The organism is Pseudomonas sp. AC169 (assembly GCF_979258515.1).
The window spans coordinates 5,643,283-5,664,171 of the sequence record NZ_OZ409866.1; the positions used below are offsets into that span (position 1 = coordinate 5,643,283).

At 59.9% G+C, this 20,889-nt stretch carries 14 protein-coding genes and 1 pseudogene; 4 read left to right on the forward strand and 11 right to left on the reverse strand.

Translation table 11 applies throughout. The annotated features are described in order from the left end of the window. Nucleotides 1–44: 44 nt before the first annotated feature. The 4 genes from rarD to ACZZ0G_RS25260 all read right to left on the reverse strand — a co-directional run bounded on the left by rarD (nt 45) and on the right by ACZZ0G_RS25260 (nt 6,028). A complete protein-coding gene (rarD, locus tag ACZZ0G_RS25245; protein WP_463557962.1) occupies nt 45–926 on the reverse strand; it encodes an EamA family transporter RarD in 882 nt (293 codons plus the stop codon). 151 nt (nt 927–1,077) lie between these two features. Next, complete coding sequence (locus tag ACZZ0G_RS25250; RefSeq protein WP_463557963.1) at nt 1,078–3,195, reverse strand: acyltransferase family protein; 2,118 nt, start codon at nt 3,193–3,195, stop codon at nt 1,078–1,080. A 112-nt stretch (nt 3,196–3,307) separates the two neighbouring features. Further along, nucleotides 3,308–4,321, reverse strand: a complete 1,014-nt coding sequence (locus ACZZ0G_RS25255; protein WP_463557964.1) for an aldo/keto reductase — start codon at nt 4,319–4,321, stop codon at nt 3,308–3,310. 396 nt (nt 4,322–4,717) lie between these two features. After that, a complete protein-coding gene (locus ACZZ0G_RS25260; RefSeq protein WP_463557965.1) occupies nt 4,718–6,028 on the reverse strand; it encodes an MFS transporter in 1,311 nt (436 codons plus the stop codon). 171 nt (nt 6,029–6,199) lie between these two features. Here ACZZ0G_RS25260 and ACZZ0G_RS25265 point away from each other — a divergent pair, with 171 nt between their 5' ends. From ACZZ0G_RS25265 to ACZZ0G_RS25280, 4 genes and pseudogenes are all read left to right on the forward strand, one after another. Next, complete coding sequence (locus ACZZ0G_RS25265; RefSeq protein ID WP_463557966.1) at nt 6,200–7,315, forward strand: sugar diacid recognition domain-containing protein; 1,116 nt, start codon at nt 6,200–6,202, stop codon at nt 7,313–7,315. A 220-nt stretch (nt 7,316–7,535) separates the two neighbouring features. Next, the gene (locus ACZZ0G_RS25270; protein WP_463557967.1) at nt 7,536–8,678 is read left to right on the forward strand and encodes a glycerate kinase; all 1,143 of its coding nucleotides are present in this window, start codon (nt 7,536–7,538) and stop codon (nt 8,676–8,678) included. 152 nt (nt 8,679–8,830) lie between these two features. Then, nucleotides 8,831–10,156: pseudogene (locus ACZZ0G_RS25275) on the forward strand (methyl-accepting chemotaxis protein); the annotation flags it as partial. A gap of 41 nt (nt 10,157–10,197) precedes the next feature. Beyond that, entirely contained in the window at nt 10,198–11,385 is a 1,188-nt protein-coding gene (locus ACZZ0G_RS25280) for a pyridoxal phosphate-dependent aminotransferase (RefSeq protein WP_463557968.1), read from the forward strand. Between the two features lie 117 nt (nt 11,386–11,502). On the opposite strand, the gene ACZZ0G_RS25285 is transcribed toward ACZZ0G_RS25280, so the two are convergent. The 7 genes from ACZZ0G_RS25285 to ACZZ0G_RS25315 all read right to left on the reverse strand — a co-directional run bounded on the left by ACZZ0G_RS25285 (nt 11,503) and on the right by ACZZ0G_RS25315 (nt 20,889). After that, nucleotides 11,503–12,480, reverse strand: coding sequence for a 2-hydroxyacid dehydrogenase (locus tag ACZZ0G_RS25285; RefSeq protein WP_463557969.1), 978 nt, complete (start codon nt 12,478–12,480; stop codon nt 11,503–11,505). A 13-nt stretch (nt 12,481–12,493) separates the two neighbouring features. Then, entirely contained in the window at nt 12,494–13,792 is a 1,299-nt protein-coding gene (locus ACZZ0G_RS25290; protein ID WP_463557970.1) for an MFS transporter, read from the reverse strand. Nucleotides 13,793–13,873: 81 nt separating this feature from the next. Next, nucleotides 13,874–14,872: a sugar kinase gene (locus tag ACZZ0G_RS25295; protein WP_463557971.1), complete on the reverse strand. Its 999-nt coding sequence runs from the start codon at nt 14,870–14,872 to the stop codon at nt 13,874–13,876. Then, the gene (locus tag ACZZ0G_RS25300) at nt 14,865–15,647 is read right to left on the reverse strand and encodes a sugar phosphate isomerase/epimerase family protein (RefSeq protein WP_463557972.1); all 783 of its coding nucleotides are present in this window, start codon (nt 15,645–15,647) and stop codon (nt 14,865–14,867) included. Before ACZZ0G_RS25300 ends, ACZZ0G_RS25295 begins: the two co-directional genes overlap by 8 nt. Before the next feature lie 150 nt (nt 15,648–15,797). Further along, nucleotides 15,798–16,826: a LacI family DNA-binding transcriptional regulator gene (locus ACZZ0G_RS25305; protein ID WP_463557973.1), complete on the reverse strand. Its 1,029-nt coding sequence runs from the start codon at nt 16,824–16,826 to the stop codon at nt 15,798–15,800. 141 nt (nt 16,827–16,967) lie between these two features. Continuing rightward, entirely contained in the window at nt 16,968–17,609 is a 642-nt protein-coding gene (locus ACZZ0G_RS25310; protein WP_463557974.1) for a DUF1345 domain-containing protein, read from the reverse strand. Between the two features lie 181 nt (nt 17,610–17,790). Beyond that, the gene (locus tag ACZZ0G_RS25315; protein WP_463557975.1) at nt 17,791–20,889 is read right to left on the reverse strand and encodes a multidrug efflux RND transporter permease subunit; all 3,099 of its coding nucleotides are present in this window, start codon (nt 20,887–20,889) and stop codon (nt 17,791–17,793) included.

The window sequence follows — 20,889 nt, forward strand, 5'->3', positions numbered from 1 at the left end:
GAGCCGGGATTTTTTTGCTTCATACAAAACCTGTGGGAGCGAGCTTAAGGGCGGCGTTGGCGCATCAGGTGTTTAAAGCCTTCGAAGATCAGCACCACAACCGCCAGCCAGATCGGGATGTACGTCAGCCATTCACCGGACTTGATGCTCTCACCGAGCAGCAACGCCACACCGAGCAGCAGCACCGGCTCAACATAACTCAACAAGCCAAACAGACTGAATGGCAGCAATCGGCTGGCAATAATGTACACCACCAAGGCCGAAGCACTGATCAAGCCGAGCAGCGGGATCAACCACATCAGCCCCGGGTACTGATCGAACACGCCCAAACCTTGCTCGCCACCCTGCACAAACCAGTACGCCACCGGCAGCATCAGAGTCATGTCGACCCACAGGCCGCCGAGGTTGTCGGTTTTCAGGTATTTGCGCAGTACGAAGTACAGCGGATAACCGACCACGACCACCAGTGTTGCCCAGGAAAATCCGCCGACCTGGTACAGCTCGTTCAACACACCGAGGGAGGCGAAGAACACCGCGATTTTTTGCAGATATGACAGGCTCTCGCCGTAGGCAATCCGCCCGGTCAAAACCATCGCCAGCGGCAGCAGGAAGTAGCCCAGCGATACGTCGAGGCTGTAGCCGTTGAGCGGCGCCCACATGAACAGCCACAGTTGCACGCCGAGCAGGGCAGAGGAGACGAGCAGGCCGCCGATCAGCTTCGGCTTCGCGGTCATCAGTCGGACCAGCTCCAGCACCCGCCGCCATTCGCCCGACACCAGCATGAACACGGTCATGCACGGCACCGTCAGCAGCATCCGCCAGCCGAAAATTTCCACGCCGCTCAACGGCGTGAGCAACGAGGTGTAGTAATACATGACGGCAAACAGCACCGAGGCTGAAACCGATAGAGCGATACCTTTAGACAAACTGTCCTCGCGGGTGGGTGATCGAACGGGGCGCGAAGGATACGTGGTTTTTGTGCTGAATATTGGCCGGATGCTCAATATTCTCCACACGCACACATTTGCCCGTCGTCGCGCCTGCACAAGCGTAGTCAGTGTGGCTCGACTGAAAACATCAGTGAGCAACTTTCAACGGATTGCCGAAACGCTTGAGGTACATCTCGCCGAACTTGTAGGAGGCGTAATCGGTGACGTGACCAATATCACGATAGACCGGCAAGCCATCGACCGTGGTCATGCACGCGTCGTCCTTGCATTGCACGATTTTCGGGTCAATGACGATCAAACCGGGGTATTCAGCCTTCAGGTCATTGAAGAGTTTTTCCAGCACCGGCTCTTTGGCTCCTGACCATGGCGCCGTGGCGCAGAGGCTGCTTTGCTCGGCACTGCCCATCAAGCCGCGCAACTTGACCTGCTGTAGCAGGCACGTGTTGATCCCCGGTGGCATGGGCAGCGTGTTTTCCAGAAAAACCGGAGTCGCTCCTGATTCGACGATGATATCCAGGGCCTTGCGGATCGCTACACCCAGGCGTTGTTGCGACAGTTCCACGCTGCGAGGGTCATCCAGTTTCGTGACGATGTCATTGTTCAGATAGGCTTCCCAGAACTGGCCCACGATCACATACCTGAAATGCTTTTTCGCGATCATGTCGTAATAGCGTTGTGCGGCGTTGTGGCATTTTTGAAACAGGGCGTTTTTGTATTTACTCGCGTCGTAGAGGTAGATTCCGGGCAAGGCCAGGCACGCGGGATAGCCTTGGACGAGTACCGCAAGATCGGCATCCTTTGCCAGTGTTTCGACAAAGCCCCAGTAGTGATTCGAAAACGAATCGCCCATCAGCAGTATTTGCGGTGCCGTCTGCGCGGCGCCCGATATGCAGCCAGGGTCAGCACCATCGCTGACACCCAGGCATCCCTCCCGAGTGGCCGGAACCGACGCTTTCAAGCCGTCGAACACGTTGTTGTAGCCTTCGTTGAAGCGGCCGGGCCAGCCTTCTTGCCTGACGCTGGCCGCGTGGAGCAGCGACAGGCCGATAGCGGGCAGGATCATCAGCACGACCAGGGTTTTGGTAAAACCCAGCCTTGCCTTGCGAAAGCGGTTTTCGATCAGCACATAGCAGAGCCAGGCCATGACGAACGTGGAGATGAAGTAAGCGATGATCATCGGAGGGGTGAGCGCAATGCCCATGTAATTCATCACCGCGAGGATCGGCCAGTGCCACAAGTACAAGGAGTACGAGAGGGTGCCAATAAACACCAGCGGTTTGAACGCCAGCAGTTTCGAGGTGATGCTCGCGTCACCGATACCCCGAAACAGCAACGCTGCAGTGGCGAGGCACACGGCAATGGCGTGGTAGTTCGGAAAGCCCGGCAAGATATCGTTACGGGTGGCGCAGTAGATAATCGTCGCCAGTGCGAGTGCACAGACCAAAGAGGCACTCAGGCGATTGAGTCTGAATTTCTCCGTGCTGAAGATCACTGCACAGGAGCCGATCATCAACTCGAAAATCCGCGCGGTGAAGAAGTAGTAATTTTTTTCCGCAACGGTGTAAGACAGGTACAGCGCGAGCGCCATCGCCGCCAGGGTCAAACCGAGCACCGCCACTTTGAAAACGCTGCGCGTCAGATAGCGATGGAGCAACCAGAGGCCCAGCGGCAGCGCCAGATACCACTGCCATTCGATGGCCAGCGACCAGGTGTGCAGCAGTGGCAGGCTGGCCGCATCCGGTGTGGCGTAACCGGTTGTCACCTTGGAAAAGTACTGGTTGGAGATGATTAACGATGTGTACTTTTCGCTTTTGAGAAAGTCGACATAGTCATCGGGCAAGTACAGCAGCGTGGTGACTAGCAGCGTTACGACCAGCAACGCAATTACGGCCGGTTGCAAGCGCCAGATTCGCCGCGTGTAGAACCCCGAAAAAGTGAACGTGCCGTTGTTCAGCGATTTCATGATGATCGCGGTCGTCAGATAACCCGAGATCACGAAGAAGATATCGACGCCAATGAAACCGGACGGGAACAACGCCAGACCGCCGTGAAAAATCAACACCAGCAACACTGCGATGGCGCGTAACCCGTCGATATCCGCACGGTATTCAATTGATGGTTGGCGATCCCCGGCAGTCGCGGTCGCTATGGGCGTGGGTTGTTCGTGCAGCTTTTTACCGCGGAGTAATTTGAACAGCAGCCCACGCCAAGGCTTTTCGGATACCTGAACGGGGCGGTTGAGCATTTATTAGTCCTTGGTCAAGTCTGAGCGATCAATCAACTCATTCCGTTTGATCGCGTTTTATTCAATGAAAAACAGCCGATTGTATCGGCTGTTAAGGGACGAGGGAAAACACTTACGCGTGATGCGGTTTTCGCCCCGATACAAAATGGCTTACATCGTTGAAGCCCGGCGTCGATGCATGCCCCGGCGTCACCAGCGAATCGATAAACGCTTCATCTTCTGCGGTAATCTTCACTGCCAGCGCCTTGGTATACGCATCCCATTGTTCTTCAGTGCGCGGCCCGACAATCGCCGACGTCACGGCGCCATTGTTCAAGACCCAGGCAATCGCAAATTCAACCATGCCGACGCCGCGCTGCTCGGTGTACTGCTGAATTTGCTGAGCAATGCGCAGCGACTCCATGCGCCACTCGGTTTCCAGAATACGCTTGTCCTGACGTCCGGCACGGCTGTTGACATCGGGTTTAACGTCCGGCGCGTACTTGCCGCTCAGCACGCCACGGGCCAGCGGACTGTATGGCACCACGCCAAGGCCATAGCTTTGCGCTGCGGTGATTTGCTCGGTCTCGGCCTGACGGTTGACGATGTTGTACAGCGGCTGGCTGATGACAGGGCGATCAACGCCCAGGTTGTCGGCGACGCGAATCACCTCGGCAATCCGCCAGCCGCGATAGTTCGACAAACCCCAATAACGAATCTTGCCCTGACGAATCAGATCGCCGATCGCCGACACGCTCACTTCAAGCGGCGTGTTGTGGTCTTCGCGGTGCAGGTAATAGATGTCGAGATAGTCGGTGCCGAGCCGGGTCAGGCTGGCATCGATGCCATTGAAGATGTGTTTGCGGCTCAAACCGCTTCGATTCGGCACGCCGTCCATCGGGCCGAAACCGACCTTGGTCGCCAGCACCCATTCATGCCGATGGCGGGCAATCGCTTCACCGACGATCTCTTCGGAACGGCCGTTGGTGTAGACGTCGGCGGTGTCGATGAAATTGATCCCCTGATCCCAGGCTTTGTCGATGATGCGCAGCGAATCTTCGGCGCTGGTCTGCTCGCCAAACATCATCGTGCCGAGGGTGAGGGTGGACACCTGCAAGCCCGAGTGCCCGAGTGTGCGAAAGCTCATGCCGAAATCCTTTTGTCGGAGGGAAAGGGGTAATCAAATACCAGAAGTGTGCGATGCGGCAAAGTGAATTATTGGCTCAACACAGCCCTCACCCTAACCCTCTCCCAGAGGGAGAGGGGACTGACCGAGGTGTTTGAGCGACGTACACCGACGTGCAATACCGAGTCGAACTCAGGTCTTGAATAGCCCGGCGATCGGCACCCTTTCCCGCCCCAAGAGTGCTCGAGGGCCGAGCTCAGATGTTGAAACGTGCAAAAATCGGCTCCCTTTCCCCCTCGCCCCTTGGGGGAGAGGGCTGGGGTGAGGGGGAACGGATCTACAGAACACCACAAAAACCAGACCAGACATCCAATAGAAAACGGCCCTTAAAGGGCCGTTCTTCATCACGCCAAAAGCTTAAGCCCGCAACGTCCGCGTCATGCGCAACGCCAGCAGACTGCCGCCAACAATCACACCCGCCAACAGATACAACGCCGCATCCGTCGAACCGGTGCTGTCCTTGACCCAACCCACCAGGTACGGACTAAGGAAGCCAGCCATCTGCCCCATCGAGTTGATCAACGCCAGCCCACCGGCTGCAGCACCGACACTCAACATGGCCGTCGGCACCGGCCAGAACATCGGCAGGCCGGTCAGTGCGCCCATGGTGGCGATGGTCAGTCCAAGAATCGCAATCGCCGGGTTGGCCGCGAAATTCACCGCGATCACCAGACCGATCGCGCCCATCAGCATCGGCACCACCAAGTGCCAGCGGCGCTCTTTGCGCAAGTCTGCCGAACGCCCGACCACCAGCATGAATACCGCCGCCAGCAGATACGGAATCGCGCTCAGCCAGCCAATCACCAGGTTATCGCTGAAGCCAAGATTCTTGATGATCGACGGCAGCCAGAAGTTGATCGCGTACACGCCGCTCTGGATGCAGAAATAGATCAGGCCGAACGCCCAGATCGCCGGGTTCTTGAACACCGCCAGCAGCGAGTCAGAGCTGGTTTTCGGCTTGTTCGCCAGGTCTTCAGCCTGATCCGCCTCAAGCACCGCACGCTCATGCGGGCTCAGCCATTTGGCGTTGGCGAAGCTGTCGCTCAGCAGAAACCAGGCGAGGGCGCCGAGGATCACCGTGGGAATGCCTTGCAGCAGAAACATCCACTGCCAGCCGGCCAACCCGCCTTGGCCTGCGGCGAAGTGATTGAGAATCCAGCCCGAGAACGGGCTGCCGAGCAGGCCGGACACCGGGATCGCCGACATGAACAACGCCATGATCCGGCCACGGCGGAAGGTCGGGAACCACTGCGAGAGGTACAGCACGACGCCCGGGAAGAACCCGGCTTCGGCGGCACCGGTGAACAGGCGCAGGGTGTAGAACTCGGTCGGGGTGGTGACGAATAACAGGCAGGTCGACAGCGTGCCCCAGGTGATCATCATCAGCGCAATCCAGCGCCGTGGACCGAATTTGGTCAGGGCCAGATTGCTCGGCACGCCGCACAACACGTAGCCGATGAAGAAGATACCGGCACCGAGGCCGTACACGGTTTCGCTGAATTTCAGGGCGTCGAGCATCTGCAGTTTGGCAAATCCAACGTTGACCCGGTCGAGGTAGTTGAACAAGTAGCAGATGAAAATGAAGGGGATCAAACGCAGGGTGATGCGTTTGTAGACGGTATTTTTATCGTCATCGATGGTCTGGGTAGCTGCGGCGCTCTGCGACATAGCGGCTCTCTCTTTATTATGATTTTTTGCGATGCAAAGGGTAACGTTGATCGCCCCGAGAGTCTCGGTCACCTTTGGCCGGATTGTCTTTGTGCCTGAGCACAGGGTTTGCCGCCAGACCCTGTGCGGGTGAACAATTGCCAGTGCCATAAATCAAGGATTGCCGCCGCTATGTTCGAACTCGATCACGACCTCGCCCAGGACATCGTCGACCGGGCTATGGCCATTTTGCCCTACAACGTCAACGTCATGGACAGCCAGGGGCTGATCCTCGGCAGCGGCGAACCGGAGCGCATCAACACCCGTCACGAAGGTGCGCAACTGGTGCTGGCCAATGGTCGAGTGGTCGAGATCGACGCGCAAACGGCGGTGCATTTGAAAGGCGTGCAACCGGGGATCAACCTGCCGCTGTTGCTCGATCAACGCTTGATCGGCGTGCTCGGTATCACTGGCGAGCCGGAGCAACTGCGCACCTACGCCGAACTGGTGCGCATGACTGCCGAAATGCTCGTCGGCCAGCGCAATCAGCAGGCTGAGCAGCAATGGCGGCGTCAACGTTGTGATGATCTGCTGGCGCTGTTATTGAGCGAGGCGGGGGACTCGCCGCGCTTGGTCGATGAGGCGCAGCAACTTGGACTCAAGCCGCAACTGACGCGGGTGCCGTATCTGTTCGAGCTGGGCCTTGAGCATGGGCCGGGGCAAACCGTCGAAGCGTTGAGTGCCTGGCTGACGTCGCGCTATCCCGATAGCTGGTGCGTGAGTTCCGCCAAGTCTTCCCTCCTGTGGTGTCGGCCGGCGAGTCAAAACGTCGAGCATGATCGCTTGCTGGAAAAACTCGACGGCCTCGGCTGGAAAGTGCTGCGCATTGCCGTGGGCGGCCAGGCCGATGGACTCGCCGGGCTGCGTCGTTGTTATCGGCGTGTGGGCGACTTGCTCGCCTATGGCCGCGAAGTGTTACCGCACTCGCGACTGTTGACGCTGAACCGCTATCGCTTGCCGGTGATGCTGTGGCGGCATCGCAACGACGATGCGCTGGACGAATTGCTCAAACCGTTGCGCAAGGTAATTGCCAAGGACAGCAACGGCCAGTTGCTGGCGACGCTGCGCAGTTGGTGCGAGCACGATGGCCAGAGTCAGGCGTGTGCCGATGCGTTGGGGATTCATCGCAACAGTTTGCGTTATCGGATGGAGCGAATTGCCGAGTTGAGCGGGGTTGATCCGTTAAGGCTGGACGGGATGTTGGCGCTTTATCTGGGGGTGCAGTTGCTGCCGCAGACTGACCTGTAGGCATGAAGTGTTCTTCAGGACGCCTTCGCGAGCAAGCTCGCTCCCACAGGGGGAATGCATTTCAAATGTGGGAGCGAGCTTGCTCGGGAAGGCGGCGGAACATTCAAAACAGATCTTTTGTGAAAATGAACAATAAACGTCGACGCCACTTGTGCAGCGGACAGGCGTCAAGGCGCTGGCCGACTGGCAGCATGAGGGGTATTGCAACCGGAGAATTCCCATGAAGATCGTCATCGCCCCCGATTCGTTCAAGGACAGCCTCAGTGCCCAAGGCGTTGCCGAAGCCATCGCCCTCGGTCTGGCCCAGGTCTGGCCGCAGGCAACGATGGTCAAATGTCCGATGGCCGACGGCGGAGAAGGCACGGTCGAATCGATCCTCGCCGCTTGCGAGGGCGAACTGCGCCGCACCCGTGTGCGCGGCCCTTTGGGCTCTGCCGTCGACGCCGCGTGGGGCTGGTTGCCGCACAACCACACGGCAATCATCGAAATGGCCGAGGCCAGCGGCTTGCAATTAGTCCCGCTGGGGCAACGCGATGCCTGCATCAGCAGCACTTTCGGCACTGGCGAACTGATTCGCGCGGCCCTGGATGCCGGCGCGCAACGGGTCATTCTGGCGATTGGCGGCAGCGCGACCAACGATGGTGGCGCCGGAGCGATGCAGGCGTTGGGCGTGAAGTTGCTTGATGCGCAGAGTCAATCGCTGGTACCTGGTGGTCTGGCATTGGCGCAACTGGCACAACTTGACCTGAGCGAACTCGACCCGCGCCTGTCGCAGGTGCGTTTCGACATCGCTGCTGACGTGAACAACCCGCTGTGTGGCCCGCACGGTGCTTCGGCGATTTTCGGCCCGCAGAAAGGTGCATCGCCGGCGCAGGTTGAACAGCTCGATCAGGCCTTGGGCCACTTCGCCGAACTCTGCGCGCAAGCGCTGGGCAAAGATGTGCGCGACGAACCGGGCTGTGGCGCGGCGGGTGGTTTGGGATTTGCGGCCAAGGCTTTTCTCGGCGCGCAGTTTCAGGCCGGGGTTGAAGTGGTTGCCGAACTGGTCGGCCTCGCCGAAGCAGTCAAAGGTGCCGATCTGGTGATCACCGGGGAAGGGCGCTTCGATGCCCAGACCTTGCGCGGCAAGACGCCGTTCGGCGTTGCGCGGATTGCCAAACGGCATGACGTGCCAGTGATTGTCATTGCCGGTACTTTGGGCGAGGGTTACCAAGAACTCTACGAGCATGGCATTGACGCGGCATTCGCCGTGACCAGCGGCCCGATGACGCTGGAGCAGGCCTGCGCCGAAGCACCGCGCCTGTTGCGTGAACGTGCGACTGACATTGCCCGCGTTTGGCAGATGGCCAGACACAACGCGTAAAACAGGCGCACAGGGTGTTTCAATCTTGTAACACCCTGAAAAATAGTTGTTCTTGACCCGCAATCTTCCTAAAGCCTGGCCGATACAGCTAACAGGCGCGCACATAACTTCCTAAAACAGTGACGCCGGACTGAGCCCGCTCCCCTTGGGCCAGTTACGCCGCACTGCCGGCCAGCCCGGAAGAGCGGGCGTTGTACCAGACCTTCGCGACCACGCTGGACAACTACCTGCAAGCGCAGAACCAGATGATGGAGCTGTCGCGTCAGGACAAACTCGACGAGATGCGCACCCTGATCAACACGCGCATCAAGGACGGCACCGACCAGATGGGTGAGCAGCTCAACAAACTGATCGCGATCAACGCCGCTGACGCTAAAGCTGCGTCGATCCAGGCCGGTGAACACTACGACAGCGCCATCACCGGGATCATTATTGTCGCCGTGGTAGCGGCGCTGGCCACCGTGTTGCTGGCCTGGCTGCTGACGCGCAGCATCGTCGCACCGCTGAACCGCGCCGTGCAGGCCGCGCAAACCATCGCCAGCGGCAACCTGAGCAAAACCATCGAGGTTGATGGCAAGGACGAACCGGCCCGCCTGCTCGAAGCGCTCGCCGCCATGCAGAGCAACCTGCGCAAAACCATCGAACAGATCGCCGGCTCCGCCACGCAACTGGGCGCCGCTGCCGAAGAACTCAGCGCGGTGACCGAAGAAGCTTCCCGTGGCATGCAGCAGCAGAACAACGAAATCGAGCAAGCCGCCACCGCCGTCAACGAGATGACCGCCGCCGTCGAAGAGGTCGCGCGTAACGCCGTGTCGACCTCCGAAGCCTCGAACCAGTCGACCCACGCCGCCCGCGAAGGTCGCGATCAAGTGGTGAAAACCGTCGACGCCATTCAGACCATGACCCACGACGTGCAGAACACCGCGCACATGATCGAAGGCCTCGCCGCACAGGGCCGCGACATCGGCAAAGTGCTCGACGTGATCCGCGCCATCGCCGAACAGACCAACCTGCTGGCACTCAACGCGGCCATCGAAGCTGCGCGCGCCGGTGAGGCCGGGCGCGGTTTTGCCGTGGTCGCGGACGAAGTGCGCGCGCTGGCCCATCGCACCGCGCAGTCGACCCAGGAAATCGAAAACATGGTCGCCGGCATCCAGAACGGCACTGGCGAAGCGGTTTCGTCGATGCAGCAAAGCAACCAGCGCACCCAGTCGACCCTGGAAATGGCCCGTGCGGCCGGCGTGGCGCTGGAGCAGATCACCCAGTCGATCCACCAGATCAACGAGCGCAACCTGGTCATCGCCAGCGCCTCGGAAGAACAGGCGCAGGTCTCGCGTGAGGTCGACCGCAACCTGGTCAACATCCGCGACCTGGCCACGCAATCGGCTGCCGGGGCCAACCAGACCAGCGCCGCGACCCACGAACTGTCGCGTCTGGCGGTGGATTTGAACGCCATGGTGGCGCGTTTCGTGATTTGAGATACGGTGAAGGCTGGAGACCGCGCAATCAGGAGACGTACATGCGCTATTCAGCCTTGACCCAACGAATCGCCGGAGAAGGAGCCGCCGCCTGGCAGATTCACGACCGAGCGCTGGAGTTGCGCGCCGAGGGTGTCGATATCCTGCTGCTGAGCGTGGGCGATCCGGATTTCGATACACCGCTGCCCATTGTCCACGGCGCGATCGACAGTTTGCTCGCGGGCGATACCCATTATTCCGAAGTGCGTGGCCGTTTGGCGCTGCGCAAGCTGATTGCCGAGCGCCATCGTCGGCGCAGCGGGCAAGCGGTGGATGCCGACCACGTGATCGTCATGCCTGGCGCGCAATGCGCGGTGTATTCGGTGGCGCAATGCTTGCTGGATCCGGGCGATGAAGTGATCGTCGCCGAACCGATGTATGTCACCTACGAAGGCGTGTTTGGCGCGTGCGGCGCGACGGTGGTGCCAGTGCCGGTGCGTCCGGAGAACGGCTTTCGCGTCGATCCGGTCGATGTCGCCGCGCGCATCACCCCGAAAACCCGCGCCATGCTGCTCAACAGTCCGAACAATCCTAGCGGTGCCAGCCTGTCACTGCTGATCTGGCAAGAACTGGCGGCGCTGTGCATCCGCCATGACTTGTGGCTGATCAGCGATGAGGTCTACAGCGATTTGCTTTATGAGGGTCAGCACGTCAGCCCGGCGAGTCTGCCGGGCATGGCTGAGCGCACGGCGACGATCAACAGCCTGTCGAAATCCCACGCAATGACCGGGTGGCGCATCGGCTGGATGATCGGGCCGAAATCGCTGGCCGAACATTTGGTCAATTTGTCGCTGAGCATGTTGTTCGGGTTGCCGGATTTTGTGCAGAAGGCCGCGCAGATTGCGTTGGAAACCGATTTGCCGGAAGTGACGCAGATGCGCGAGGAATATCGCTTGCGTCGGGATCTGGTCTGCGAGCGTTTGCACGGGTGCCCGGGGCTGTACCCGATTCGGCCTGATGGCGGCATGTTCGTGATGGTTGATGTGCGCCAGACCGGGTTGGGCGCTCAGGCGTTTGCCGAGCGGTTGCTGGAGGGGTATGGCGTGTCGGTGCTGGCCGGGGAAGCGTTCGGGCCGAGTGCGGCGGGGCACATACGGATTGGTCTGGTGCTGGACCGGGTGAAACTGGCGGATGCGTGTGCGCGGATTGCGTTGTGTGCGGCGCAGCTTCTACAGATGCGCAGTGCCTGATGGTTTTGTGTTGCCTGTACCGGCCTCTTCGCGAGCAGGCTCGCTCTCATATTGGAAATGCATTCCCCTGTGGGAGCGAGCTTGCTCGCGAAGGCGGCATCGCAGCCACCGATTAATTCAGCCCTGCCAAGCCGATGGATTCACCAGATTCGCCGGTTTCTCGCCATTCAACGCCGCCAACAGATTCTCCACCGCACAGCGCGCCATCGCCTCGCGCGTCTCATGCGTTGCCGAGCCCATGTGCGGTGTCGCCACCACATTGTTCAGCTGCAACAACGGCGAATCATGATTCAGCGGTTCACGCTCGAACACATCCAGCCCCGCCGCACGAATCCGCTGATGACGCAGCGCATCAATCATCGCCGCCTCATCCACCACCTTGCCCCGCGAGATATTGATGAAAATGCTTTCCGGGCGCATCAACGCAAACTGCTCGGCGCCGATCAAGCCCTCGGTCTGCGTCGTCAGCGGCAAGGTCAGGCAAATGAAATCGGCCTGCTGGAGCAGATCCTCCAAGCTGCGATACTGCGCATCAAAACGCGCCTCGACCGCCGGTTTTCGCGACTGGCTGTGATAGATCACCGGCATGCCAAATCCGAAATGCCCGCGCTGTGCCAACGCTTCGCCGATGCGGCCCATGCCGATAATCCCCAACGTCTTGCCATGCACATCGGTGCCGAAATGCGCCGGGCCGATATTGCGGTTCCATTGGCCGCTGCGCACCATGTTCGCCAGTTCGACCACGCGCCGGGCAGCAGCGAGAATCAGGGCGAAACCGGTGTCGGCAGTGGTTTCGGTGAGTACGTCGGGGGTGTTGGTCAGCAGGATCTTGCGTTGGCTCAGGTAATCGATGTCGTAGTTGTCGACCCCCACCGAAACGCTGGCAATCGCCTCCAGTTGCGGCGCGAGATCAAGCAACGCGGCATCGAGTTTCAGGCTGGCACCGAGCAAACCTTGGGCATGGGGCAGGGCATCGCGCAGTTGCATGAGTCCGTCGGCGTCGAGGTTGTTGATCAGCGTTACCTCGCACTGTTCCTGCAAACGCGCCATCAGCGCGGGCGAAAGTTTCTTGTACAACACGACCTGTTTTTTCATGGCAAGAGTCTCTTCAGGAATGCGCTGGCACGCCACGCGTGGCAACGGCTTTGGCGACGACGCGATCACTGGCGCCGGGCTTGAGAAAAATCGTCAGCACCACAGACAGCAGCAGTGCGCCGCTCATCAACAGATACGAAGCGCCGGGCGAGCCGGTGGAGCTGTTCAGGTAACCGACCAGATACGAGCCGCCGAATGAACCGAGAGCGCCCATGCTGTTGATCAACGCCATCGCGCCGCCGGCAACGTTGGCCGGGAGAATCTCCGGGACGATGGCAAAGAACGGCCCGTAAGGCGCATACATGCAGGCGCCGGCAATCACCAGCAGCGTGTACGACCACCAGAAATGCTCAGCACCCAAAGCGTAAGAACCGTAAAACGCAATGGACGCGATCAGCAGCGGCGGCCAGACAAAGCGTTTGCGCTTCTGCAATTTGTCCGAGCCCCACGACACCGCGAGCATGCCGATCACCGCCGCCAGATATGGCAGAGCCGACAGCCAGCCAGCCTCGATCATGTCCATTTGCGCGCCGGCCTTGAGGATCGATGGCAGCCACAGCACAAAGCCGTAGACACCGATGCTCCAGCAGAAAAACTGCAGCGCCAGAATGATCACCTTCGGCGAACGGAACGCCTCCGCGTAGTTCTTCACTGCTTTGATGCCGACCTGTTCGGCGGCCAATGCGCTTTCCAGATCCTGTTTTTCCTGATCACTGAGCCATTTGGCCTGCGCCGGACGATCATCGGCCAGACGCCACCAGATAAACGCCCACAGCACCGCCGGCAAACCTTCGATGATGAACATCCAGCGCCAGCTGAAATGCTGCACCAGATACCCCGAAACCACCGACATCCACAGCATCGTCACCGGGTTGCCAAGAATCAGAAACGTGTTGGCGCGCGAGCGTTCGGCACGGGTGAACCAATGGCACAGATACACCAGCATTGCCGGCATCACCGCCGCTTCAACCACGCCGAGCATGAAGCGGATGACGATCAGCCAATAGGCGTTGGAGACTACGCCGGTTAATGTAGCGAGGCCGCCCCACAGAATCAGGCTGACGAAAATCAGTTTCTTCACGCTGTGTTTTTGCGCGTAGATCGCACCGGGTACCTGGAAGAAAAAGTAACCGAGGAAGAACAGCGCGCCGAGCAGTGATGACAGGCCCGGGGTGATCATCAGGTCGGCGGCCATTCCGGAAGCGGCAGCGAAGCCGTAGTTTGCGCGATCGAGATACGCCAGGCTATAGGTGATGAACACGATGGGCATGATGTACCACCAGCGGCGGGTGGCGAGGGTTGCGGTTTTCATGGGTCTTGCTCCTGAGCTTGTTGTTTTTGTCGCAGCAGGTTCAAACAACTTCTCGTTCCCACGCTCTGCGTGGGAACGCCTCTAAGGACGCTCCGCGTCCTCTGTGACGCGGAGCGTCACGGTATGCATTCCCACGCTGGAGCGTGGGAACAATCGATCAAGTTCTGCCCGGGTCGGCAACCCCTCCATATCCCCGCGACTCTGCACCGCCCGACTGCCAATCCAGTTCGCCCGCTGCACCGCCTCGGCAATACTCTGATGTTCGAGCAGGGCACTGATCATCCCCACCGCAAAACCATCTCCGGCGCCGACCGTATCGACGACCTGCGCCACAGGCACACCGGCGACAAATCCCGACGCCAGATGCGTTCGGTAATAAGCGCCCTCCGGGCCAAGCTTGATCGCTACGGCTTCCGCACCTTGATCGAGATAAAACGCAGCAATGTCCGCCGGATCTTCGAAACCGGTGAGCAAACGACCTTCACTCAGCCCCGGCAGCACCCAATGGGCAAGGGCGGCGAGGCGGTTGATCTCGCGGATCATTTCGTCCTCGCTGGCCCACAGGCTCGGGCGCAGATTGGGGTCGAACGACACGCTGCGACCGGCGTTGCGCATACGGGTCATGAGTTCGAAAGACATCTCCCGCGCCGACCCGGACAACGCCGGAGGAATGCCGGTGGCGTGCAGATGCCGAGCGTTCAGCAGGTTTGGGGATATCGACTGCGGCGACAGATGACTGGCTGCCGAACCGCGCCGGAAATACTCGACCTGCGGATCGCTGCCATCATCGTTACGCGATTTGAACTGGAAACCGGTCGGGTGCTGTTGATCGACGTCGACATGGCTGCAATCCAGACCCTCTTTTATCAAGGTCTCGACCACAAAGCGCCCGAGCGAATCATTGCCAACGCGGCTCAACCACGCGACGTTGAAACCCAAGCGCGAAAGGCCGATCGCGACATTGCTGTCAGCACCGGCGATGCGCTTATGGAAGTGCTCGACCGCCGCCAGATCACCGGTCTGCTCGGCGACCAGCATCGCCATGGTTTCGCCGAACGAAAGGATATCGATCTCAGACATGAGCAGGCTCCAGGCGGGATTGGCCGAGGCGGGCGAGGGCGGCGACGTGCTCGGTGGTCAGTTGCACCAGATCATCGCCCTGCAATGGGTATTCAGCCGCGCGCATAACGCCTTGGGCCATGTGCCGCAATAGTTGTTCCCACAGATGCAGGTCACTGACGGCGGGCGGCACCGCCACCAGTTTGCCGTCGGCGCGACGGGCCACGGCTTTGCAATGCACATAGCCGACATGCCGACCGAGCAGGCGCGCGGCGCTGGTTGCGGATTGGTCCTGCCACTGCCAGTTGCCGATGTCGAAGGTCATTTTGATCGGCAGGTTGTGCTGCTCGATGGCGTCGAAGAAACGCTGAAACGGTTCGATGCGTCCGCCGTGCAGGGTCTGGTCGTTTTCCACCAACAAATGCACCGGGCTGTGCTTCAAGCGTTCGGCCAAGGCATGCAGATCGTTGGTGTCGGTGAAGTAGCCGAGGGAAACCTTCAGCCATTTCGAACCGAACGCTTCGGCGTTTTGCAGTGCGGTGATCAACTCGGGATTGGGCTGCGCCTGACCGGCCAGCCACAGTTCGGTCGGTGAGGAATAGATGCTTTGCAGGCCTTGCGCCTGGGTGGCCTGGGCCAGTTGCGCAGGGTCTTCCCGCGTCAGCAACTCTTCGCGCCACTCGATGCGATCCGCTCCGGCCGCAGCCAGAATATCGATGAAAGCATCCTGTCCGCGTTGGCGCACAAGCTCGGCGCCATAGCTGGAAAGACTGATGGAAACGGCGGGTTTATTCATTGTTATTGACCTCTGAAACCGGTTTCATTTTTGTTCAAAAAAATATCAGTGAATGATGTGTTGTTTTTGCTGGCCCCTTCGCGAGCAAGCTCGCTCCCACAATGGAATGCGATCAACTGTGGGAGCGAGCTTGCTCGCGAAGGCGTCAGATCAGACACCGCCAACTTCACGGGTCGACCCACGCTCCACCAGCACCGGCGCAAAATCCATCACCCGCGCCGCCTCGTCATCCCCACGCAAGCGCTTGAGCAGACACTCAAACGCGCGCGCACCTATCTCTTGCGTTGGCTGGGCCAGCGCGGTAATCCCGCTGCCCACCAACGGGTACCAATCCAGATCATCCAGGGCGATCAATCCGACATCCTCGAACAATCGGCAACCCATCTGGCGCAACGCAGTCGTCGCGGCCAGTGCTGCCACGCCATTGGCGCAAAACAGCGCTTTCGGGCCATTACCGGGGGTGTTCAGAAAGGTTTGAAGTTGTGCGCTCAGATCATCGCCGGTTTCCAGCACCGCCCCGGTCAGGGCCGAGCGTTGGGCAATCTGCGCCTGAAAACTGCTGACCCGCTCGATCCGCGAACTGGTGCCGTCATACGGTTCAGTGACCAGCACCAGATCCCGATAACCACGTTGCTGCAGATGCGTAAGCGCCATCTCCACCGCTTGCGCGTTGTTCAGCCCGACCATGTCGCTGTCGAGCCCGTCGACCTTGCGATCCACCAGCACCAGCGGCATCTCGCGGCGCAACTCATGCAACTCGTCACGATGATGGCCCAGGGTGTTCACGATCAGCCCTTCGATGTTGTACGAGCGCAACAACGCCAGATGCTGGCGTTCCTGCTCGTCATCGCGGTCGGTGTTGCACACCACCAGACTGTAGCCGTGGGCACGGCAGGCGGTTTCCACGCCGTGCATCACGGCAATCGAATAAGGGTTACGGATATCGGCCACCAGCATGCCGATCAGACGTGTGCGTCCACGTTTCAGGCCGCGTGCCATCTGGTTGGGGCGGTAGCCGAGTTCGCTGATGGCCTGTTCGATGCGCAAGGCAATGGCATCGGAGAGCAGGGCGCGATCATCGCCGATGAAGCGCGAGACGCTGGCTTTGGATACGCCAGCGCGTTCGGCGACATCAAGCATGGTCACGCGGCTGCGCTGGGCGGCGGAGAAGTCGTTCACGGTCTGAAACCTTGTTATTGGATTTATAGGTTCCGCGTCTGCAAGCAGCGCTGAAACCGGTTTCAGGAAACACCAAAAACAAATCTTCCGTCAAGTAAATGATCACCTGGCATCAACGGGCTGCCGACGGGCGGGGTTCTGTCAGCCAAACAAACCGGCAGCGATATTGATCGAAAATCCCAGAATGGCGGTGTTGAACACGAATCCGATCAACGATTGCGCCAAGACGATTTTGCGGATATCGCGGGTGGCCACGCCAACATCGGCGGTCTGCACGGCCACGCCGATGGTGAAGGAGAAGTACAAGAAGTCCCAATAGTTGGGGGTCGTCAACCCTTCGGCGAAGCGCAACGCCGGCTCCTTGCCATCCCAGGTGTAATACAACCTTGCGTAGTGCACGCAGAAAATCACCCCGATCAGCAACCACGAACCGATCACCGTCAGCGCGGTAAAACCGTAGTGCATAAGCTTGCGCGTGGTTTCCAGATCTCTGCTGCCGGCCAGTTCAAAGGTGATTGTGGCCAGACTGGCCAGCGCGGCGATGCAAACCACGAACAGTACCAGCCCGGCATTTTCGTCTTCGACTTCAGCGATGCGTTTGACGTCCGGGGCCTTGGCGCGCACGGTCAGCCAGAACATCAGGATCAGGTAGGTCCAGACACCGGCGTTCCAGCCGATGAGGATTTTGCTGACGATGGAATCGGCAGGGACCAGCAGACCGCTGGCGAGGCCGAGGAGGGCGGCGGCAGACAGGCGAGGGTGGGTGCGAGCGAGGAAGCGCATGGGGACTCGATGGGCCAGGATCGTTCAGACACCTTAGCCCAGCGATGACAGGTGTGACCACAGGCTCGAGTTTACGAAGATCCCTGTGGGAGCGAGCCTGCTCGCGAAGGCGTCGTTACATTCAACTTTGATGTTGACTGACCGGACGCATTCGCGAGCAGGCTCGCTCCCACAATTAAGATCAGTGGGGCTTGGTGAATCGTTGTACGAGCTTTATGACGACGACGAAGAACACGGGGACGAAGATGACTGCCAGCGTCGCAGTGATCATCCCGCCAATCACGCCGGTGCCGATGGCTTGTTGGCTGGCCGAACTGGCACCAGTGGCAATGGCCAATGGCACCACGCCGAGAATGAACGCCAGCGACGTCATCACGATTGGCCGCAGACGCAAACGCGCCGCCTGCATCGTCGCGTCGATCAGGTCATGACCTTCGTCATACAAGCTCTTGGCGAACTCGATGATCAGGATCGCGTTCTTCGCCGACAAACCGATGATGGTGATCAGGCCAACCTTGAAGAACACATCGTTGGGCATGCCGCGCAACGTCACCGCCAACACCGCGCCGAGCACGCCCAAGGGCACCACCAGCAACACCGAAGTCGGAATCGACCAGCTCTCGTACAGTGCCGCCAAACACAGGAACACCACCAGCAGCGACAGACCGAGCAGGATCGGCGCCTGATTGCCGGACAAGCGTTCCTGCAACGACAGACCGGTCCATTCCTGGCCCAGGCCTTTCGGCCCCTGCGCCACCAGACGTTCGATTTCCGCCATGGCTTCACCGGTACTGTGCCCCGGGGACGGTTCGCCGGAAATCGCAATGGCCGGATAACCGTTGTAACGGGTCAACTGCGCCGGGCCCTGAATCCAGTTGGCCTGGACGAACGCCGACAGCGGCACCATGTGCCCGGTGTTGTTGCGCACATGCATTTTCAGCAGATCGGCCACCTGGCTGCGCTGATCACCTTCGGCTTGCACGACCACGCGTTGCATGCGCCCCTGATTGGGAAAGTCGTTGATGTAGCTGGAACCCACAGCGGTGGACAGCACGTTACCGATGTCGGCAAACGATACGCCCAAGGCATTCGCCTGCTTGCGGTCGACCACCAATTGCACCTGCGGCGCTTCGGCCAGCGCGCTTTCGCGCACGTTCATCAGTACCGGACTTTTTTCGGCAGCGGCGAGCAATTCGGTGCGCGCCTGCATCAAGGTCGCATGGCCGAGGCCGCCGCGATCCTGCAAACGGAACTCGAAACCGCTCGACGTGCCGAGGCCGTCCACGGGCGGAGGCAAAACCGAGAACGCCATGGCGTCCTTGATCCCGCTCAATGCAATATTGGCGCGATCGGCAATCGAGCTGGCGGCATCATCACTGCTGCGCTGCGACCAGTCCTTCAGTGTCGAGAACGTCAGCGCCGCGTTCTGGCCGCTACCGGAGAAGCTGAAGCCGAGAATCACCACCGTGTCACTGATCCCTGGCTCGCTGGCGTTATGCGCCTCAAGCTGTTCAGCCACGGCCACCGTACGATTCTTGGTCGCACCGGGCGGCAACTGAATATCAGTGATGGTGTAACCCTGATCTTCCACGGGCAGGAACGAGGAGGGCAGACGCGCGAAGCACAGCCCCAGCCCGATCAGCAACACAACGTAGATCAGCAGGTAACGGCCGCTGCGTTTCAGCGCATAGCCGACCCAGCCCTGATAGCGATCGGTCAGGTGCTCGAAGCGGCGGTTGAACCAGCCGAAGAACCCGGATTTTTCGTGGTGTTCACCCTTGGCAATCGGCTTGAGCAGCGTCGCGCACAATGCCGGCGTGAGGGTCAGGGCGAGGAACGCCGAGAACAGAATCGATGTCGCCATCGACAGCGAGAACTGCTGGTAAATCACCCCGACCGAGCCCTGCATGAACGCCATCGGAATAAACACCGCGACCAGCACCAGGGTGATGCCAATGATCGCGCCGGTGATCTGCGTCATGGCTTTGCGCGTGGCTTCCTTAGGCGACAAGCCCTCGGTGGCCATGATCCGCTCAACGTTCTCCACCACGACAATCGCGTCGTCCACCAGAATGCCGATGGCCAGCACCATGCCGAACATGGTCAGCACGTTGATCGAGAAACCCAGGGCGAGCATGGTCGCGAACGTGCCCATCAGCGCCACCGGCACGACCAGTGTCGGGATCAGCGTGTAGCGCACGTTCTGCAGAAACAGGAACATCACCGCAAACACCAGCAACATTGCTTCGCCCAAGGTGTAAATCACTTTGGTGATCGAGACTTTGACGAACGGCGAAGTGTCGTACGGGATCTTGTATTCGACGCCGGCCGGGAAGTAGCGCGACAGCTCATCCATCTTCGCCCGCACCAATGTCGCGGTGTTCAGTGCGTTTGCACCGGGCGACAATTGCACGCCGACAGCGGTGGACGGCTTGCCGTTGAGGCGCGTGCCGAACTGGTATTCCTGACTGCCGATCTCGACCCGCGCGACATCACCGATGCGCACGGTGGAGCCGTCGCGATTGGCCTTGAGCACAATGTCGGCGAACTCTTGCGGCGTCGACAACTGACCTTTCACCAGAATGGTCGCGGTGATTTCCTGGCTCGACGGATTAGGCAGATCACCGATGCTGCCGGCGGAGACCTGGGCGTTTTGCGCGACGATGGCTTCATTGACGTCTGCCGGTGTCAGATTGAACGCGATCAATTTCTGCGGATCGATCCAGATGCGCATGGCCCGCTCGGCGCCATACAACTGCGCCTTGCCGACGCCGTCCAGGCGCTTGATCTCGTTCATCACGTTACGCGCCAGATAATCACTGAGCGCCACGTCATCGAGCTTACCGTCGCTGGAGGTCAGGGTGATCAGCAGGAGAAAACCGGACGAGACTTTTTCGACCTGCAAGCCCTGTTGATTGACCGCTTGCGGAAGGCGCGATTCGACCACCTTAAGGCGGTTTTGCACGTCGACCTGTGCCAGCTCCGGATTGGTGCCCGGCTGGAACGTGGCTTTGATCGTCGCGCTGCCCAGGCTGCTTTGCGATTCGAAGTACAGCAGATGATCGGCGCCGTTGAGCTCTTCCTCGATCAGGCTGACCACGCTTTCATCGACGGTCTGCGCCGAGGCGCCGGGATACACGGCGTAGATTTCGATCTGCGGCGGCGCGACGTCGGGGTATTGCGCCACCGGCAACTGCGGGATGGCCAGCGCACCGGCCAACAGGATGAACAACGCGACGACCCAGGCAAACACCGGGCGGTCGATAAAGAACTGCGGCAT

Excerpts from the sequence above, each read along its gene's own strand:
- ACZZ0G_RS25270 (WP_463557967.1), top strand. The coding sequence starts at position 7,536 with ATGAAGATCGTCATCGCCCCCGATTCGTTCAAGGACAGCCTCAGTGCC.
- ACZZ0G_RS25310 (WP_463557974.1), bottom strand. The coding sequence starts at position 17,609 with ATGCGCTTCCTCGCTCGCACCCACCCTCGCCTGTCTGCCGCCGCCCTC.
- ACZZ0G_RS25300 (WP_463557972.1), bottom strand. The coding sequence starts at position 15,647 with ATGAATAAACCCGCCGTTTCCATCAGTCTTTCCAGCTATGGCGCCGAG.
- ACZZ0G_RS25265 (WP_463557966.1), top strand. The coding sequence starts at position 6,200 with ATGTTCGAACTCGATCACGACCTCGCCCAGGACATCGTCGACCGGGCT.
- ACZZ0G_RS25255 (WP_463557964.1), bottom strand. The coding sequence starts at position 4,321 with ATGAGCTTTCGCACACTCGGGCACTCGGGCTTGCAGGTGTCCACCCTC.
- ACZZ0G_RS25285 (WP_463557969.1), bottom strand. The coding sequence starts at position 12,480 with ATGAAAAAACAGGTCGTGTTGTACAAGAAACTTTCGCCCGCGCTGATG.
- ACZZ0G_RS25250 (WP_463557963.1), bottom strand. The coding sequence starts at position 3,195 with ATGCTCAACCGCCCCGTTCAGGTATCCGAAAAGCCTTGGCGTGGGCTG.
- ACZZ0G_RS25280 (WP_463557968.1), top strand. The coding sequence starts at position 10,198 with ATGCGCTATTCAGCCTTGACCCAACGAATCGCCGGAGAAGGAGCCGCC.
- ACZZ0G_RS25315 (WP_463557975.1), bottom strand. The coding sequence starts at position 20,889 with ATGCCGCAGTTCTTTATCGACCGCCCGGTGTTTGCCTGGGTCGTCGCG.
- ACZZ0G_RS25290 (WP_463557970.1), bottom strand. The coding sequence starts at position 13,792 with ATGAAAACCGCAACCCTCGCCACCCGCCGCTGGTGGTACATCATGCCC.
- ACZZ0G_RS25260 (WP_463557965.1), bottom strand. The coding sequence starts at position 6,028 with ATGTCGCAGAGCGCCGCAGCTACCCAGACCATCGATGACGATAAAAAT.
- ACZZ0G_RS25295 (WP_463557971.1), bottom strand. The coding sequence starts at position 14,872 with ATGTCTGAGATCGATATCCTTTCGTTCGGCGAAACCATGGCGATGCTG.